Here is a 16,480-nt window from a genome sequence, read left to right as displayed (position 1 = left end):
CGGCGCCCGATGCAGGTGACGCGGCGCCAGATGACGGGCGCGCTCGCGGCGCTGCCACTGCTGCCGATGCTCGGCGGCTGCGGCGCGCGCGGCGGCGACGCGCTGACGATCTGGGCAATGGGCAATGAGGCGGCGAGCCTGCCCGCGTTGCTGGCAAGCCTGGGGCGTCCCGGCAACGCACCCAAGGTGACGGTACAGCCGCTACCGTGGACCGCGGCGCACGAAAAATTGCTCACCGGGTTCGCCGGCAATTCGCTGCCCGCGATCGGCCAGGTCGGGAATAGCTGGATCGCCGAAATGGCCGCGATCGGCGCCATCGCCCCCGTCCCCGCGTCGGCGCGCGGCCTGCTGGACGACCAGTTCGCCGCCGTCGTCGACACCAACCGCATCGCGGGCCGGATTTGGGCGGTCCCCTGGTATGTCGACACCCGGCTGCAATTTTACCGCAAGGACATGTTCGCGCGCGCCGGTTACGCCGCGCCGCCGCTCGACTGGGCGGGATGGAAAGCGGCGCTGCACAAGGTCAAGGCGCTGGCAGGCGACGGCAATTATGCCGTGCTGCTGCCGGTCAACGAATTCGAGCAGCTGCTGACCATCGCGCTGTCGGCGGGCGCCCGGCTGCTGCGCGACCAGGGCGCCCGCGGCGCCTTTGCCGATCCCGAATTCAAGGCGGCGCTCGCCTTTTACAAATCCTTGTTCGACGAAAAGCTGGCGCCGGTCGCGTCGGCAACGCAGATTTCGAACATCTGGAACGAGTTCGCGCGCGGATTTTTCAGCATTTTTCTGTCGGGGCCGTGGACGATCGGCGACATGAAGACCCGCCTGCCCGACGCGATGCAGGACAAATGGGGCACCTCCGCCAACCCCGGCCCGAACGGCATCGGGTCGGCGGCGCCGGGTGGATCGAGCCTGGTCGTGTTCGCCGGGACGGAAAATGCCGACGCCGCATGGGACATTGTGGCGCGCCTGCTCACCCCATCGGCACAACTCAAATTTCATCAGCTGACCGGCGACCTGCCCGCGCGGCGATCGGTGTGGCGTGGCGCCGGGCTCAGCAGCGACCCGGTGGTCGCCCCCTTCGCCACCCAGCTTGAGCGCGCCACCGCGCTGCCCAAGGTGCCCGAATGGGAACGCATCGTCACCGAAATGCAGGTCGTCGCCGAACGCATGGTGCGCGGCCAGTACAACGTCGATGAAGCCGCGGCCGAGATCGATCGCCGCGCCGATCGCCTGCTCGAAAAGCGGCGCTGGATGCTCGACAAGGGTTTGGCGCTATGAGCGCGGCGCGCCGCGTCAACGAGGCCCGCGCGGGCTGGGCGATGTCGTCCCCGGCGCTCGCCGCGATCACGCTGTTCTTTGTGTTTCCGGCGATCGCGTCGCTGTTCCTCAGCTTCACCGATTTCGACATCTACGCGCTCGCCAACCTCGACAATCTGCGCTTCGTCGGGTTCCAGAACTATGCGCGGCTGATCGAAAATCCGTTGTTCTGGAAAGCGATGACGAACACCTTGCTGTTCGTGGTGCTGGGGGTGCCGTTCATCGTCGCGCTGTCGCTGTTCGCCGCGATGCTGGTCAATTCGCGCTGGCTGGCGTGGCGTCCGGTGTGGCGCGTCGCACTGTTCGCGCCCTATGTGACGACGCTCGTCGCGACCGCCGTCGTGTGGCGCTATCTGCTCCACACTCGCTATGGCCTGGTCAATTATCTGCTGTCGCTGGTCGGGATCGCGCCGATCGACTGGCTGGGCAGCCCCGACGCCTCGCTGCCCGCGATCCTGATCTTCGTCGGGTGGAAAACCTTTGGCTATAACATGATCATCTTCCTCGCCGCGCTCCAGACAGTCCCGCGTGAGCTCGACGAGGCGGCGCGCATCGACGGTGCAGGGTGGTGGACGCGGCTGCGTCACGTCACCCTGCCCGCGATCGCGCCGACCGTGTTGCTGGTGTCGGTGCTGACCGTCGCGGGCATGTTCCAGCTGTTCGCCGAACCCTATGTGATGACGCAGGGCGGCCCCGCTCAGTCGACCGTCACCGTCCTCTATTTCATGTATGAAGAGGGCTTCAAATGGTGGAATCTGGGGTCGGGCGCGGCGGTCGCCTTTCTGCTGTTCCTGTGCATCCTGGCGGTCACGCTGGTGCAGTTGCGGCTGGCCCGGCGCGGAGGCGCGCTATGAGCGCGCGCCGCTGGATGGTGACCCTGCTCGCGGCGTTCGTCGCGCTGCTCACCATTGCCCCCTTGCTGTGGATGCTCTCGGTCAGCTTCATGGCGCCGGGCGAAGCGGCGCAATTCCCGCCGCCTTTGCTGCCCGCCGATCCGACGATGGAAAATTACCATACCCTGTTCGGCAGCTATGGCATCGGACGGTTCCTGGCGAACAGCCTGCTCGTCTCGACGCTCGCGACGATGCTGGCGCTGATCTTTACCATCCCCGCGGGCTACGCCTTTGCGAAACTGCGCTTCAAGGGCCGCAACGCGACCTTTCGCCTGCTCGTTGCCGCGCTGGTCGTGCCGGGGCAGATCGGGATGCTGCCGCTGTTCCTCGAGCTGAAGGCGATGGGGCTGGTGAACAGCTATGCCGGTGCGCTAGTGCCATGGCTCGCGGGCATTTTCGGCATCTTTCTCGTTCGCCAATATTGCCTGTCGATTCCCGACGAGATGCTGGAGGCAGCGCGGATCGACGGCGCCAGCGAGGGGCAGATTTTGCGCCGCATCGTGCTGCCGATCCTGACCCCGATCATCGTCACGCTGGCGCTGTTCGTGTTTCTCGGCAGCTGGAACGACTTCATGTGGCCGCTGATCGTCCTCGCCGACCAGAATCTCTACACGCTGCCGGTGGCGCTCGCCGCGCTGAGCCGCGAGCATGTGCAGGATAACGAGCTGATGATGGCGGGCGCGGTCGTGACGACGCTGCCCGTCCTCATCCTCTTCCTCGCGCTCCAGCGCTTTTACCTCGGCGGGCTTTTGACGGGGAGCGTCAAAGGATGATGTTTTTGGCCAAGGACAATCGAATGACATATTGGACCGCGGCGGTGCTGGGGATTGCCCTCGCCGCCGCCCCCGCAACCGCAAGGACAAAAATGCCCCCCATGGTCGAGGGGCAAACGCCCCAGTCGGCGATCGAGCCCGGCAGTTATCCCTTTCAGCTGTTCCTGCCCAAGGGCTATCTGGCCGACACGGCGAAACAATATCCGCTGCTGATCTTCCTGCACGGCTCGGGCGAGCGCGGCGACGATGTCGCCAAGGTCAAGGTCCATGGCCCGCCGAAGATCGCCGACCGCGATCCCGCCTTTCCGTTCCTCACCGTTTCGCCGCTGCTCGGCGCCGATCAGGATTGGGAGATCGACAAGCTCGACCGGCTGGTCGACCATATCGCCCGGACCTATCGCATCGATCCGGCGCGCGTCTATCTTACCGGGCTCAGCCGCGGCGGCCATGCGAGCTGGCGCTGGGCGATTGCCCAGCCGCGGCGCTTTGCTGCGGTCGCACCGGTCGCCGGGCGCGGCGATCCGGGCGGCGCGTGCCGGCTCATGGACCTGCCGGTCTGGACCTTTCACGGCGACCGCGACGACGTCGTCATCCCCGAAGGCAGCTTTACCATGGCGCGCGCGATCCGCGCCTGCGGCGGCCGCAAGGTCCGCCTGACCATCTATCCCGACCTGGGCCATAACGCCTGGGATCCCGCCTATGACGACCCGGCGCTCTACGCCTGGCTGCTCGAACACCAGCTCCCCTCCCCGACGATCACCAACAAGGACAAGAAATGACGCAGACTGTTTTCCCCGACGATTTCCTGTGGGGCGCGGCGACTGCCGCCTATCAGATCGAAGGATCGCCGCTCGCCGATGGCGCGGGCGCGAGCATCTGGCAGCGGTTCAGCCACGACCCGCGGTTGATGGCGGCGAAGGGCGACACCGGCGATGTCGCCTGCGATCATTATAACCGCATGCCCGCCGACGTCGCGCTGATGAAAGAATTGGGGCTGAAAGCTTACCGGTTCAGCGTCAACTGGGGCCGCGTGCTGCCCGAGGGGATCGGGCGGGTGAACGAACCGGGGCTCGATTTCTATGAGCGGCTGGTCGACGAATTGCTGAAGCACGACATTGAACCGCTGCTAACGCTCCACCATTGGGATTTGCCCGCCGCTCTCGACGACAAGGGCGGCTGGCTGAACCGCGACAGCGCCGACTGGTTCGCCGACTATGGTTCGGTGATGTATCGCCGCCTCGACGGCCGGGTGAAGAAATGGGTGACGCTGAACGAACCCTGGGTGATCACCGACGGCGGCTATCTCCACGGCGCGCTCGCGCCGGGTCACCGCAACCTTTTCGAGACCCCGATCGCCAGCCACAATCTGATGCGCGCGCACGGCCGCGCGGTGCAGGCCTATCGCAGCGAGGGCGCACATGAAATCGGCCTCGTCGTCAATATCGAGCCCAAATATCCGGCGAGCGACAGCGCCGAGGACGTCGCCGCGACCGCCCGCGCGCACGCCTATATGAACCGCCAATATCTCGACCCGGCGCTGAAGGGCAGCTACCCCGCCGAACTCGCCGAAGTGTTCGGCGAAGCCTGGCAGGACTGGCCTGCCGAGGATCTGAAAGACATCTGCCAGCCGGTCGATTTCATCGGCATCAACTATTACACCCGCAACGTCGTGAAAGCCGACCCGAACCAGTGGCCGGTCGGCGCCTCGCCGGTCAAACAGATCGCGACGCACACAACGACCGACTGGGAGGTTTATCCGCCCGCGCTGACCGACATGCTTGTCTGGTTCCGCGACACCTATGGCGACATCCCCGTCTATATCACCGAAAATGGCGCGGCTTTTTACGATCCGCCGACCGCGGGGCCCGACGGCATCGACGATCCGCTGCGCTGCGATTATTTGCGCACCCACATCGCGGCGATCGGCGACGCGATCAAACAGGGCGTCGATGTCCGCGGCTATATGGCGTGGTCGCTGCTCGACAATCTCGAATGGTCATTGGGCTTTTCGAAGCGTTTCGGCATCGTCCATGTCGATTATCAAACGCAGGTCCGCACGCCCAAGCGCAGCGCGCGATTCTACAGCAATGTCATCGCAACCAACGGCGGCAACCTGGGATGAGGTTGCTGCTGATCCTGCTGGCGGCACTGTTCGCGCTGCCCACGGCGGCGAAGGACCGCGCCGACCGCTACAGCGCGATGACGTATAATATCCGGCTCGACATCGCGTCGGACGGCGACAATGCCTGGCCGCACCGGCGCACCGCGCTGACCAGCCTTGTCGCTTATTACGCTCCTGATCTGGTCGGGATGCAGGAGGTGTTGCTGCACCAGAAACAGGCGGTCGAAACCGACCTGCCCGGCTATCAATTCGTCGGGGTCGCGCGCGATGACGGCAAGGACAAGGGCGAGTTTTCGCCGATCGGTTTTCGCCGCGACCGGTTCGCGCTGGTTGCATCGGGCACCTTCTGGTTGTCGCCGACGCCCGCAGTTCCCGGCAAAGGCTGGGACGCTGCTTACCCGCGCGTCGCAAGCTGGGCGCGGCTGAGGGACAAGGCCGCGAAGCGCAACCTGCTCGTCGTCAACACGCATATGGACCATGTCGGCCAGGTCGCGCGGCTGGAAAGTGCCCGCCAGATCCGCCGCTGGCTCAGCGACAATCGCAAGGTGGGCGAAACATTGGTGCTGATGGGAGATTTCAACAGCCCGACCGACAGTCCGGCTTACGCGGCGATTGTCGAAGCGGGCGCAAGCGCGCTGCGCGACACGCTGGCGATCAGCCGCACCCCGCATTTCGGCCCGCTCGGCACCTTTACCGCGTTCAAGATCGAGCAGGTCGCAGCCAGCCCGATCGACCATATTTTCGTGAGTGACGACGTCGCGGTGCTGCGCCACGCGACGCTGACCCAGCAAAGCGGCGGCAAGCTGCCGTCCGACCATTATCCGGTGCTGGCGGACCTGTGCGTCGGCAAGGGCTGCTGACGATGGCGCGGTGGCTGGCGCTGGTGCTCGCGGTGCTGGTTACGGGCTGTGCACCCCGCCCTGCCCCATCCGCGCTGCCCGCCGCGCCCGCGGCGACGCGAACCGCGACCGAGCTTGCCGCCGGGTGGCAATTTCGCTTCGACAACAGCTTGTCCCCCGAAATCGCGTCAACATTGCCCGACAGCGACTGGCAGGCGGTGAGCGTGCCGCACACCTGGAACCGGCTGGGCGAATATCGCATCGGCCGCACCGACGCGACCGACAACCGGCAGGGTCAGGGCTGGTACCGGCTGCGGCTCGACGGCGCATCGCTTCCCGTGGGCAAGCGCCACGTCATCGAGTTCGAGGCGGTCGGCAATCTTGCCGACCTGTGGGCCAATGGCCGGCACATCGGCAGCCACGCCGGCGCCTTCTCGCGCTTTCGTTTCGACCTGACCGACCATCTCGATCCAGCCGGGCCGAACCTGATCCTGCTGCGCGCCGACAACAGCGCGCCGAGGCCTGGCAGCAGCACCGAGCATATCGTCCCGCTCGACGGCGATTTCTTCATCCACGGTGGCATCTATCGCCCCGCGCGCCTGCTCCACGTCGCGCCCAGCCACATCGCCCTCGACGATCAGGGCGGGCCGGGGGTCTATGCGACGCCGACGATCGGTGCCGACGGGGCGGGACAGCTTGCAATGCGCGTCCGGCTGACCGGAACGGCGGACGGACAAAGTCTTGTCGCGATACTGCGCGACGCGGCAGGACGTACGGTGGCCGAGGCGACAACACCGCTGACCGCGGGCCAGCGCGAGGCGGCGCTGCGCCTGAACGTCGCGGCGCCGCGGCGCTGGAACGGCCGCGCCGATCCCTATCTTTACCGGCTCGAAACGCGGCTGGCCGAGGCGGCGACCACGCTCGACAGCGTTGCCGTGCCGGTCGGTTTCCGCGCGTTCAGGATCGATCCGAACACGGGTTTCCATCTCAACGGCAAGCCGCTGCCGCTCCATGGCGTGTCGCGGCATCAGGATTATCTGGGCCAGGGCTGGGCCTTGAGCGCCGAGGACCATGAACGCGATATGGCACTGATCGCGGAAATGGGCGCGAACACCGTCCGCTTTGCGCATTACCAGCACGCGGCCAACTGGTTCGAACTTGCCGACCGCCACGGCATGATCGTGTGGGCCGAAATCCCCTTCGTCAACAAGGTGGCGTTCGGCGATGCGCCCGCGTCGCCCGAACTGGTCGCCAATGCGCGTCAGCAGACGGTCGAGCTGATCCGCCAGAATTTTAACCACCCCTCGGTCGTCACCTGGGGGATCGGCAACGAGGTCGACATCGACCTGGCCGGCGGACGGCTCGGTCCCAGGGCCGACGCGCGTCCGTTGCTGCGCGATCTGAATGCGCTGTCAAAGGCTGAAGACCCGACGCGTCCGACCGTCATCGCCGATTGCTGCGAAGCGACGCATGAGGATTTGTTGTCGGGCAAGACACCGATCCAGCCGCCGCTCAGCGGCGAGGCCGACCTGATGGGCTATAACCGCTATTATGGCTGGTATTATGGCAAGGTCGCCGACCTTGGCCCGCACCTCGACAAGCTGCACGCCCGTTATCCGCGCATCCCGCTGTCGGTCAGCGAATATGGCGCGGGCGGGGCGCTAAGCCAACATGTGGCTGACCCGGCGACGCATCAGATCAAATTTTCGGGCCGTCCGCATCCCGAAGAGTTCCAGAGCTGGTTCCACGAACAAAGCTGGCCGCAGCTGCGCGATCGACCGTATCTGTGGGCCAACTGGATCTGGAACATGTTCGATTTCTCGTCGAAAATCCGGCAGGAGGGCGACGCAACCGACATCAACGACAAGGGGCTGGTGACCTTTGACCGCAAGGTGAAGAAGGACGGTTTCTTCTATTACAAGGCGCAATGGTCGGCGGACCCCGTTGTCCATATCACCAGCCGCCGCTGGACGACGCGCACCGATCCGCTGACCCAGCTGCGCGTGTACAGCAATGCCGATCGGGTCGCGCTGACGCTGAACGGCAAGGCGCTGGGCGAGGTCGTATGTATCGACCGTATCTGTGCGATGGATGGCGTCCGGCTGGCGGCGGGGTCCAATGTCGTGACGGCGCGTGCGACGTTCGGGGCCAAAACCGTCGACGACCGCGTCGAATGGACGCTAACGCCCTAACGGAACAAGGAGAGCGGAATCGCTTCGCCCATCGCGCGCTGGCCCGCGGCATTGGGGTGCAGATTGTCGCCGACCTGCAGGTCGCTGCGCAGCCGCTTTGGGTTGGCGGGATCGGCGACGACCCGTTCCATGTCGAACACGCCGTCGAATATCCCGGCGCTGCGGATCCACGCATTGAGCCGGTCGCGCATCACCTCGCGCTCGGGCGTGTGATAACCCGCGCCTGCAAACGGCGTCACCGTCATCGCGATCACCTTGATCCCATGCGCCTGCGCGCGCCGGGTCAGCTGGCGATAGCCGTCGATCAACTCGTCGGCGGTGACCCCCGTATCGCCCGACTTGCCGACATCGTTGATCCCTTCGAGTAACAGCAGATGCGTGACACCGGGAATGGCCAGCACATCGCGGTCGAGCCGCGCCTGCGCACTGGGCCCGGTCACCGGCGCGACGATCGTGTTGCCACCGATGCCCTGGTTGACGACCACATGCGGTCGTCCCGCGGCGAGCAGGCGGCGCGCCAGAACGTCGCTCCAGCGGCACGGCCGGGGGTCGCGGTTGGGGCAGCTGTTCGCATCGGTGATCGAATCGCCAAAGGCGACAATCACCGGGCGAGCGCGCGGCCCGAGTACGTCGATCCCCGCCACCAGCGGCCGCAGATTGTGCGTCGCCGCCGCGTTCCAATGTTCCGCCGCGGAGAAATCACCCGGCGGCGAGATGTCCAGCTTGTCGGCGCGCGCATCGTGAACCCCGACCAGCGTGACCGGTTCGGGCAGATAGACCAGTATCTCCAGGATCTCGAACGGCGCGATTTTCACCGCCACCGGGTCGCTGGCGAGCGACGCCCCGACCGCGATCCGCGTCCCATCGCGCCCGCCGAAGCGAAGCGGCAATATGCGCCCATCGGCGGTGCGAACGCTCGCTTTGCCGATCCGCACCGGCATGCGGCCGAAATCATTGCCCAACCAGACGCGAACCGCCTTGCCCCCGGCATTGACACGAATTTGGGTCCGCAGCGTCTGGTTGCCGACTGTCACCACATCGCGTTCGCCCGGCTGCCACAGGCTGGCGGTGAAAGCGCGCGTCCAATGCTCCTGTGCGGTGGCGGCCGGTGCGACCGTCAGCGACATGGCCGCTACCCAGGCGAGAAGCGGTCGGTGCATCGGTTATTTTGGCGCCTTGTCCAGCCAGCCGCCGGTAAAGCCGATGCGCGTCAAGCCGCGCGCGATATGCGGGTTCTTGCGCATCACCTTCCACACGAAACCGCTGCGATGATTTTCCATCATCGCTAGGATCGGCCCCTGGTCGATGCCCAGATAGTCGTTCGCGACCCAGCCGTGGACCGGATCGACCGCGCCGCTGCGCGATGCCGCGGCGGCAAAGGTGAAGCTGGGGTTGAACGCATCCTTGAAGCCGTAACGCGTATAGAGCCGCTCGCCATACTGCGTCCGCATCGCCATCAGCGCCGGAATCGTCACTTCGGGCGCAAAAGGGATTGAACCGCCCGCTGCGGTCGGAACGATCGTCCCGTCGTCGACGACGCGGATCGCGCTGGCGCCGCGCGCCATATAGCCGTTGAACTCGCGCGGCGCGCCGTTCACGCTATACTGGCCCTTGAAATAGCCGGGGCCGTCCGATGCCGTCCAGCCCCAGATGTCGGCGCTATACCCCGTCCATTTGTTCGGATTGTCGGCGCCATAGCCGCGCTGCGCCAATGTCGCGCGGCGGCTGTTTTCGAAATAATCGATGCCCTTGCCGCGCATGAACGCGTCGCGGATGCCGCGGAAATCGATCCACACATGGCTGTATTGGTGGCCGAACAACGGCTCGAATTGCAGATGTTCCTGCCCGTAATAGGTGCCCCAGTCCTTTTCGAGATGAGCGGCCCAGCCCTTGTCCCACGCGTCCCTACCGACGGGGTGGGTCGGCGACCCGAGTGCGAGTACATAGACCAGCATGCCCTCGTTATACCCGACCCAGTCGTGCGTTTCGAAACCCTTTTCGGGCTTCCATCCCATGGTGATGCCGTGCGAATCCGCCAGGTTGCGCGCCTCGGTCCCGGTGTTGGTGCGCTGGACAAAGGTCCAGTCGACGCGGGTGTATATCTTTTCCGCCAGATCGCGGATCTCGGCCTCGACCGGATCGTCGCGATCGTAATAGCTTTGCGCGAACAGCGCGCCGCCCAGAAACAGGCTGGTATCGACCGTCGACAGCTCGTTGGTCTTGTACCGTGTGCCGTCGTCATTCTTCAGAAAATGATAGAAAAAGCCCTTGTAGCCCGTGTTGCCCGCGGCCTCGGGCCCCTGCGGCGCGGTCCAGTAGAAACGCAGGCAGTCGCGGGTGCGCAGCGCCGCCTCGGCGCGCGTCACATAGCCGCGCTCGGCGCCGATGCCATAAGCGGTCAGCGCAAAGCCGGTCGCCGCAATGGATGAGAAGGGATTGCTGGGCCAGCGGTCGGGCGCCAGGCAGCGCTGGGTGTCGGTGGTGTCCCAGAAATAGCGGAAGGTCCGCTCGGTCAATTCTTCCGAAAACGCCGCTTCGCTGATCGGCGCTAGCGCCGGTGGGGATGCCGCGCCCGGCGCGATCGGCGCGGGGGTGGCGGTGCAGGCGGCGGTCAGCGCCACCAGGGGCAACGCAAGCGCCCCGATCCGGAACGACATTCGATACTCCAAAAAATCAGGCGCCCGGCCCACGGGAGGGGGGTGCGGGCCGGGCGCCTAGTTCAGCCGGTCAGAAAGAAAACCCGGCCGATACCTTTACCGTGCGCGGCGGGTTGCCGCCAACTCCATTGCCCGAAATGCTAAGGTAGTTGGGCGAGCTGGGATCGTTGTTGAAATCGACATAGTTGCGATCGTTGAACAGGTTCAGGATGTCGACGCGCAGCCGCAGCCGCGATTCGTCGGTGATGAACCGCAGCGGGATATATTTGGTGATCGCGATATCCATCTGGCGGAAACCCCAGCGATCGCCGTTGCCGTCGACTTCGTTGGAGATCACATCGCGGATCGGGTTTGCCCCGCCAATGTTGAGGAAAGCTTTCCGATAGATCGGCGATGCAATCTGGAACTTGCCCGACAGCGTCATCCCGATCGGCAGATCGACCGACCCCGTGGCGACCAGGCGATGCTTGCGCACCCCGCTCGACCGGGTGACCGGATAATCGTCGATCGACGGGAAATCGAGGCTGAAGGTCTCGCCGAACTGGCGGTTTTCCTCGGCTTCGGTATAGGTGTAGGTCGCCGAGAAGCTCCACGGCGAAGCCAGCGTGTAGTTTTTCACCAGCTTCAAATAGGCGGTGTCGGCGCTCGTTTCGATCCCGTTGGTGCCGATGATGATCGACCCAAATCCCGGCGGTGCAAAACCGAACGGCGAGTTGGGTGCCGCCGGCGCCGGCGGGAAGAAGGTGCCGTCGGGGCGGCGGTTGCCGAGCAGATAGGCAAAGCCGTCCTTGCTCTCGACATGGCTGTAGCCAACCTCGGCTTCGAACAGCGGCGTCACGCGGGCGCGGAAACCGATGCTGGCCTGGTCCGAATAGGGGACTTTCAGGTCGTTATCGATAAAGCGCAGCTCGCGGCCGCCGCCCGGCCCGGCGCCCGCCAGCAGCTGCTGACGACCGGCGGGGGTCAGGAAGATCGGGTTCCATGCGACGCAGGTCGGCCCGGCGACGCACGTGTTGAGCGGATCCCCCGTCTGGAAATTGAAGGTGCGGGTTGTGAACGAACCGACGCTGATTTCCTGTTGCAGGAAGTCGAACTGGTTGCGGTCATACGACCGGCCGATACCGCCGAACAGGACATAGCGCCCCTCGTCGTCCAGCTCGTAGCTGAACCCGATGCGCGGCTGCCAGGCGCCCTTGAACGCCTTACGTTCGCTACCCGTCGAGATGAAGTCGCGGATATTGTAATCGGCGTTGACCAGGTTCGGATAATTGGCCGGCGACACCGCATTGACCGCATCGGCCGGATGGACGAAGTCGAGGAAGGCCGGTGTCCGTTCATAATCCCAGCGCACGCCGAGGTTCAGCGTCAGCCGATCGGTGACTTCCCAATCGTCCTGCACATAGATGCCGAACTGGAAATTCTTCGAATTGATGATCGGACTGCCGTTGCCGGTCGAGGCACCGAACTGGACGCGGTAGGGAACATCGTCGTTGAACGTCCCGCCGCCCGGGTTGAACGCGGGGTTATAGGTATAGACGGGGTTGAAGGCGTTGAGCTGCAGCGAGTTGAGCTCGACCCATTTCGCCTTGGCGCCGACCTTGATCGTGTGACCTTCCAGCCCGGTCCAGGTGAAGTCGTTCTGGACGCCCCAGCCCTTCTGGCCTTTTTCCTGATAGTTGCTGCCGCCACCGACGCGCAGGATGTCGCCGCGCACGACGACGCCCGGCTGCGGATTGGTCGGCGACGGGCCGGCGTAGGCGAACAGGAAACCATTGCCGAACTCAAAGGGCGTCGGCGCCCATTTGACGTCTTCGTAGGTGACCTTGAAATCGTTGATCCAGTTTTCGGCGGTATGTTCCCAGCGCGCGGTGCCGCGGATTTCCTCGACATCCTGGGAGCTGATCGTGCTGCGCGCGTTGATGCCGCTGCCCAGGAACTCGCCGGTTTCCTTGCGATACTTGCCCGACAGCTCGATCAGATCGCTGTTCGACGGCTGGAAGCTCAGTTTGCCGAAATACAGATCTTCGTTGAACGTCGCGTTGGTCGGCCCGAACACGCCCTGATATTCGGACGGGAAATAGGTGATCGGCAGATTGAGCCCCGGGGTGACGTCGACCGGATTCTGCTGACGCTTGCCTTCATAGGTCACGAAGAAGTGCAGCATGTCCTTGATGATCGGGCCGCCGAGCGCGCCGCCGAACTGGAAATCCTTGGTCTTGATCTTTGTCCCGAGCAACTCGTTGGGCCGGCGGTCGCGGAAGCTCTGATCGGTGTAGTCGATGAAGGCTTCGCCGTGGAATTCGTTGGTCCCCGACTTGGTCACCGCGGTGATCGCCACCGAGCTTACCTGGTCGAATTCGGCCTTATAGTTGGACGAAATAACGCGATATTCGCCGACCGCGAGCTGCGGAAAGGGGTTGCCCTGTGTCGAATCCTGGCCGGTGATGCCGTTTTTCAGGACATAGTCCTTTTGCCCGACGCCATCGATGAAGATGTTGACGCTCCGGCTGTCCTGCGCGCCGCCCTGCAGGCGCGACTGACTGTTGCCGCCGGTCACGAACTGGACCCCCGGCGCCAGGTCGGCAAAGGCCAGGAAGTTGCGGTTGTTCTGGGGCAGCACCTCGATCTGGCGCTGGGTGATGTTCGAACCGACCTCGCCGCCCTCCATCGATCGGATGCGGGTGCCGGTGACGATGATCGCGTCGCCTGCCGCGTCGGCGATGTCAGGCTGCGAAAAGTCGAAATCGAGCACGGCGTTCTGGCCGACCGACAGGGTGAATTCGTCGGTGTTGCGTACCCCGCCGGGGGTCGTGATTTCCAGGCGATAGGTACCGACCGGCAGCGATGCGATGTTATAGACGCCGCTCTCGCCGACCGCGACGCTGCGCGTCAGGCCGGTGTTCACATTGACCGCGGTGACCTGCGACACGCCGCCGTCGGCCTTTACGGTGCCGCGCAGCGATGCGTTCGACACCTGCGCATAGGCGGGGGTGGCAACGGCGACCGCGAGCGCCGCACCCGCGCTGCTCCACGCCAGCGCCGCAGCAACGGCCTTGGCGCGCGACCGGCGCGCGGAATTGATCGAGATTTCACGTTGAAACTTCACGGCATCCTCCCTTTTAGTGCCCCGACATTTCCCGCTTTCGCATGTACTCGCTGACCGGCCTTGCCACCGGGCAACGACGAATCGCGGGAAATCGCGTCGTTGTTTTTTTGATTTGTAACCGGTTTCACGATCACTGTATAGGGGGAAGAGACACAGATGGATGCGATCGGGGACCAGCCGGTTTTGCGCCGAATTTCGGCCAATCCGCGTGAGAATCTATAAGTAGAACGACTGGGAAGGACGAATCATGCCGCCGATTTCGCGCAACCTGACATGCCTGACGCTGGCCACGCTGTTGCTGGCCGGGCCGCTGGCCCCTGCCCCGCTGATGGCAAAGCCGACGACCGGCGCCAGCACGACCGCGAAAGCGCCCATCGATGCGGCGGGCTGGATGCGCCCCGATCCCAGGATGGACCGCTTCATCGCCGACCTGATGGCCAAGATGACACTCGACGAAAAGATCGGCCAGCTGACGCTGCTCACCAGCAATTGGGAATCGACCGGCCCGACGATGCGCGAGGGCTATAAGGACGACATCCGCGCCGGCCGCGTCGGTGCGATCTTCAACGCCTACACCGCCAAATATACGCGCGAACTACAGGCGCTCGCCGTCGAAGGCACGCGGCTAAAAATCCCGCTGATCTTTGGCTATGACGTCATCCACGGCCACCGCACCATCTTTCCGATCTCGCTGGGCGAGGCGGCGAGCTGGGATCTTCAGGCGATTGAAAAAGCAGCACGAATCTCCGCGATCGAGGCGTCCGCCGAGGGAATTCACTGGACCTTTTCGCCGATGGTCGACATTGCGCGCGACCCGCGCTGGGGGCGCATTTCCGAAGGCGCGGGTGAGGATGTCTATCTGGGCAGCCTGATCGCCAAGGCGCGGGTGCGCGGCTATCAGGGTGACGATCTGTCGCGCCCCGACACGATCCTCGCCACCGCCAAGCATTTCGCCGCCTATGGCGCGGCGCAGGCCGGGCGCGACTATCACACCGTCGACATGTCGGAACGCACCCTGCGCGACATCTATCTGCCGCCGTTCAAGGCCGCCGCCGATGCGGGCGCCGCGACCTTCATGACCTCGTTCAACGAAGTCGATGGCGTCCCCGCATCGGGCAGCCGTTACCTGCTGACCGACGTTCTGCGCGAGAAATGGGGCTTCAAGGGCTTTGTCGTAACCGATTACACGTCGATCAACGAGATGGTCCCGCACGGCTATTCGAAAGACCTGAAACAGGCGGGCGAGCAGGCGATGGCCGCCGGGGTCGATATGGACATGCAGGGCGCGGTCTATATGGAAAATCTCGCCAAATCGGTCGCCGAGGGCAAGGCCGATACCGCGCGCATCGATGCCGCGGTGAAATCGATCCTCGAAATGAAATATCGCCTGGGGCTGTTCGAGGATCCCTATCGCTACGCCGACGAAAAGCGCGAAAAGGCAACGATCTACAAACCCGAGTTCCTCGATGCGGCGCGCGACGTCGCGCGCAAGTCGATCGTGCTGCTCAAGAACAAGGACAATGTTCTCCCCCTCGCCGCCGCGGCGAAATCGATCGCGGTGATCGGCCCGCTGGGCAACAGCAAGGAAGATATGATCGGCAGCTGGTCGGCCGCGGGCGACCGCAAAACGCGCCCGATTACGCTGCTCGAAGGCTTGCAGAAGCGCGCGCCGAAGGGAACCTCCGTCACCTATGCCAAGGGCGCCAGCTATGCCTTTGAGGATGCGGGCAAGCACGACGGCTTTGCCGAAGCGCTGGCGCTGGCCGCGAAATCGGACGTCATCATCGCCGCGATGGGCGAACGCTGGGACATGACCGGCGAAGCGGCAAGCCGCACGTCGCTCGACCTGCCCGGCAATCAGCAAGCGCTGCTTCAGGAGCTCAAGAAAACCGGCAAGCCGATCATTCTGGTGCTGATGAGCGGGCGCCCGAACAGCATCGAATGGGCCGACGCGAATGTCGATGCGATCCTGGAGGCCTGGTATCCGGGCACGATGGGCGGCCATGCGATCGCCGATGTTCTGTACGGCGATTACAACCCGTCGGCCAAATTGCCCGTCACCTTCCCGCGCAATGTCGGGCAGGTGCCGATCCATTATGACATGAAGAACACCGGGCGGCCGATCGAACTGGGTGCGCCGGGCGCGAAATATGTCTCGCGCTACCTAAACACCCCCAACACCCCGCTCTATCCGTTCGGCTTTGGTCTCAGCTACACCAGCTTTAGCTATTCGCCGGTGACGCTCGACAAGGGCAAAATCCGCCCCGGCGAGCCGCTGACCGCCAGCGTGACGGTCACCAACAGCGGCGGTCGCGACGGCGAAGAGGTGGTGCAGCTTTACGTCCGCGACCTCGTCGGATCGGTCACCCGGCCGGTGAAGGAACTGAAAGGCTTCGAAAAAATCAGCCTCAAAAAGGGCGAAAAGCGGACGATCCGCTTCACCCTGACCGACGCCGATCTGGCCTTCACGCGCCAGGATATGAGCTGGGGCAGCGAGCCCGGCCAGTATAAGCTGTGGGTCGGCCCGTCGTCGGCGTCGGGATCGGAAGCGAGCTTTGAACTGACCGAATAGGAGAAAGCC

At 64.5% G+C, this 16,480-nt stretch carries 11 protein-coding genes; 8 read left to right on the top strand and 3 right to left on the bottom strand.

Features of this window, described 5'->3' with window-relative positions:
• The first annotated feature begins 9 nt into the window (after positions 1 to 9).
• From ACTIFP_RS06515 to ACTIFP_RS06485, 7 genes are read left to right on the top strand one after another with little or no spacing between them, the layout of a single operon-like run.
• Positions 10 to 1,278 carry an extracellular solute-binding protein gene (locus ACTIFP_RS06515; RefSeq protein ID WP_439567912.1) on the top strand — a complete coding sequence of 423 codons (1,269 nt, stop codon included), beginning with the start codon at positions 10 to 12 and terminating at the stop codon, positions 1,276 to 1,278.
• Positions 1,275 to 2,171 carry a carbohydrate ABC transporter permease gene (locus tag ACTIFP_RS06510; RefSeq protein WP_439567911.1) on the top strand — a complete coding sequence of 299 codons (897 nt, stop codon included), beginning with the start codon at positions 1,275 to 1,277 and terminating at the stop codon, positions 2,169 to 2,171. The genes ACTIFP_RS06515 and ACTIFP_RS06510 overlap by 4 nt, the downstream gene beginning before the upstream one ends.
• A complete protein-coding gene (locus ACTIFP_RS06505; RefSeq protein ID WP_439567910.1) occupies positions 2,168 to 2,983 on the top strand; it encodes a carbohydrate ABC transporter permease in 816 nt (271 codons plus the stop codon). The genes ACTIFP_RS06510 and ACTIFP_RS06505 overlap by 4 nt, the downstream gene beginning before the upstream one ends.
• A gap of 23 nt (positions 2,984 to 3,006) precedes the next feature.
• Entirely contained in the window at positions 3,007 to 3,762 is a 756-nt protein-coding gene (locus ACTIFP_RS06500) for an alpha/beta hydrolase-fold protein (RefSeq protein ID WP_439567909.1), read from the top strand.
• A complete protein-coding gene (locus tag ACTIFP_RS06495; RefSeq protein WP_439567908.1) occupies positions 3,759 to 5,105 on the top strand; it encodes a GH1 family beta-glucosidase in 1,347 nt (448 codons plus the stop codon). Before ACTIFP_RS06500 ends, ACTIFP_RS06495 begins: the two co-directional genes overlap by 4 nt.
• Positions 5,102 to 5,965 carry an endonuclease/exonuclease/phosphatase family protein gene (locus ACTIFP_RS06490; protein ID WP_439567907.1) on the top strand — a complete coding sequence of 288 codons (864 nt, stop codon included), beginning with the start codon at positions 5,102 to 5,104 and terminating at the stop codon, positions 5,963 to 5,965. Before ACTIFP_RS06495 ends, ACTIFP_RS06490 begins: the two co-directional genes overlap by 4 nt.
• A 2-nt stretch (positions 5,966 to 5,967) precedes the next feature.
• Entirely contained in the window at positions 5,968 to 8,136 is a 2,169-nt protein-coding gene (locus ACTIFP_RS06485) for a glycoside hydrolase family 2 TIM barrel-domain containing protein (protein ID WP_439567906.1), read from the top strand.
• On the opposite strand, the gene ACTIFP_RS06480 is transcribed toward ACTIFP_RS06485, so the two are convergent.
• The 3 genes from ACTIFP_RS06480 to ACTIFP_RS06470 form a co-directional block, all read right to left on the bottom strand.
• Positions 8,133 to 9,296, bottom strand: a complete 1,164-nt coding sequence (locus tag ACTIFP_RS06480) for an SGNH/GDSL hydrolase family protein (protein ID WP_439567905.1) — start codon at positions 9,294 to 9,296, stop codon at positions 8,133 to 8,135. The two genes, ACTIFP_RS06485 and ACTIFP_RS06480, sit on opposite strands and share 4 nt — an antisense overlap.
• Before the next feature lie 3 nt (positions 9,297 to 9,299).
• Positions 9,300 to 10,793, bottom strand: coding sequence for a glucoamylase family protein (locus ACTIFP_RS06475; protein WP_439567904.1), 1,494 nt, complete (start codon positions 10,791 to 10,793; stop codon positions 9,300 to 9,302).
• A 70-nt stretch (positions 10,794 to 10,863) separates the two neighbouring features.
• Positions 10,864 to 13,899 (bottom strand): TonB-dependent receptor, encoded by a 3,036-nt coding sequence (locus ACTIFP_RS06470; protein ID WP_439567903.1) that lies wholly within the window; start codon positions 13,897 to 13,899, stop codon positions 10,864 to 10,866.
• Positions 13,900 to 14,146: 247 nt separating this feature from the next.
• On the opposite strand from ACTIFP_RS06470, the gene bglX reads away from it, so the two are divergent.
• The gene (gene bglX / locus ACTIFP_RS06465) at positions 14,147 to 16,471 is read left to right on the top strand and encodes a beta-glucosidase BglX (protein WP_439567902.1); all 2,325 of its coding nucleotides are present in this window, start codon (positions 14,147 to 14,149) and stop codon (positions 16,469 to 16,471) included.
• The last annotated feature ends 9 nt before the right edge of the window (positions 16,472 to 16,480 follow it).

The organism is Sphingopyxis sp. (assembly GCF_051861155.1).
Lineage (GTDB): Bacteria > Pseudomonadota > Alphaproteobacteria > Sphingomonadales > Sphingomonadaceae > Sphingopyxis.
Note: the sequence above shows the minus strand (reverse complement) of the source record. Positions and strands in the feature narration are given on the sequence as shown.

Excerpts from the sequence above, each read along its gene's own strand:
- ACTIFP_RS06505 (WP_439567910.1), top strand. The coding sequence starts at position 2,168 with ATGAGCGCGCGCCGCTGGATGGTGACCCTGCTCGCGGCGTTCGTCGCG.
- bglX (WP_439567902.1), top strand. The coding sequence starts at position 14,147 with ATGCCGCCGATTTCGCGCAACCTGACATGCCTGACGCTGGCCACGCTG.
- ACTIFP_RS06515 (WP_439567912.1), top strand. The coding sequence starts at position 10 with ATGCAGGTGACGCGGCGCCAGATGACGGGCGCGCTCGCGGCGCTGCCA.
- ACTIFP_RS06480 (WP_439567905.1), bottom strand. The coding sequence starts at position 9,296 with ATGCACCGACCGCTTCTCGCCTGGGTAGCGGCCATGTCGCTGACGGTC.
- ACTIFP_RS06500 (WP_439567909.1), top strand. The coding sequence starts at position 3,007 with ATGACATATTGGACCGCGGCGGTGCTGGGGATTGCCCTCGCCGCCGCC.
- ACTIFP_RS06510 (WP_439567911.1), top strand. The coding sequence starts at position 1,275 with ATGAGCGCGGCGCGCCGCGTCAACGAGGCCCGCGCGGGCTGGGCGATG.
- ACTIFP_RS06485 (WP_439567906.1), top strand. The coding sequence starts at position 5,968 with ATGGCGCGGTGGCTGGCGCTGGTGCTCGCGGTGCTGGTTACGGGCTGT.
- ACTIFP_RS06490 (WP_439567907.1), top strand. The coding sequence starts at position 5,102 with ATGAGGTTGCTGCTGATCCTGCTGGCGGCACTGTTCGCGCTGCCCACG.
- ACTIFP_RS06495 (WP_439567908.1), top strand. The coding sequence starts at position 3,759 with ATGACGCAGACTGTTTTCCCCGACGATTTCCTGTGGGGCGCGGCGACT.
- ACTIFP_RS06475 (WP_439567904.1), bottom strand. The coding sequence starts at position 10,793 with ATGTCGTTCCGGATCGGGGCGCTTGCGTTGCCCCTGGTGGCGCTGACC.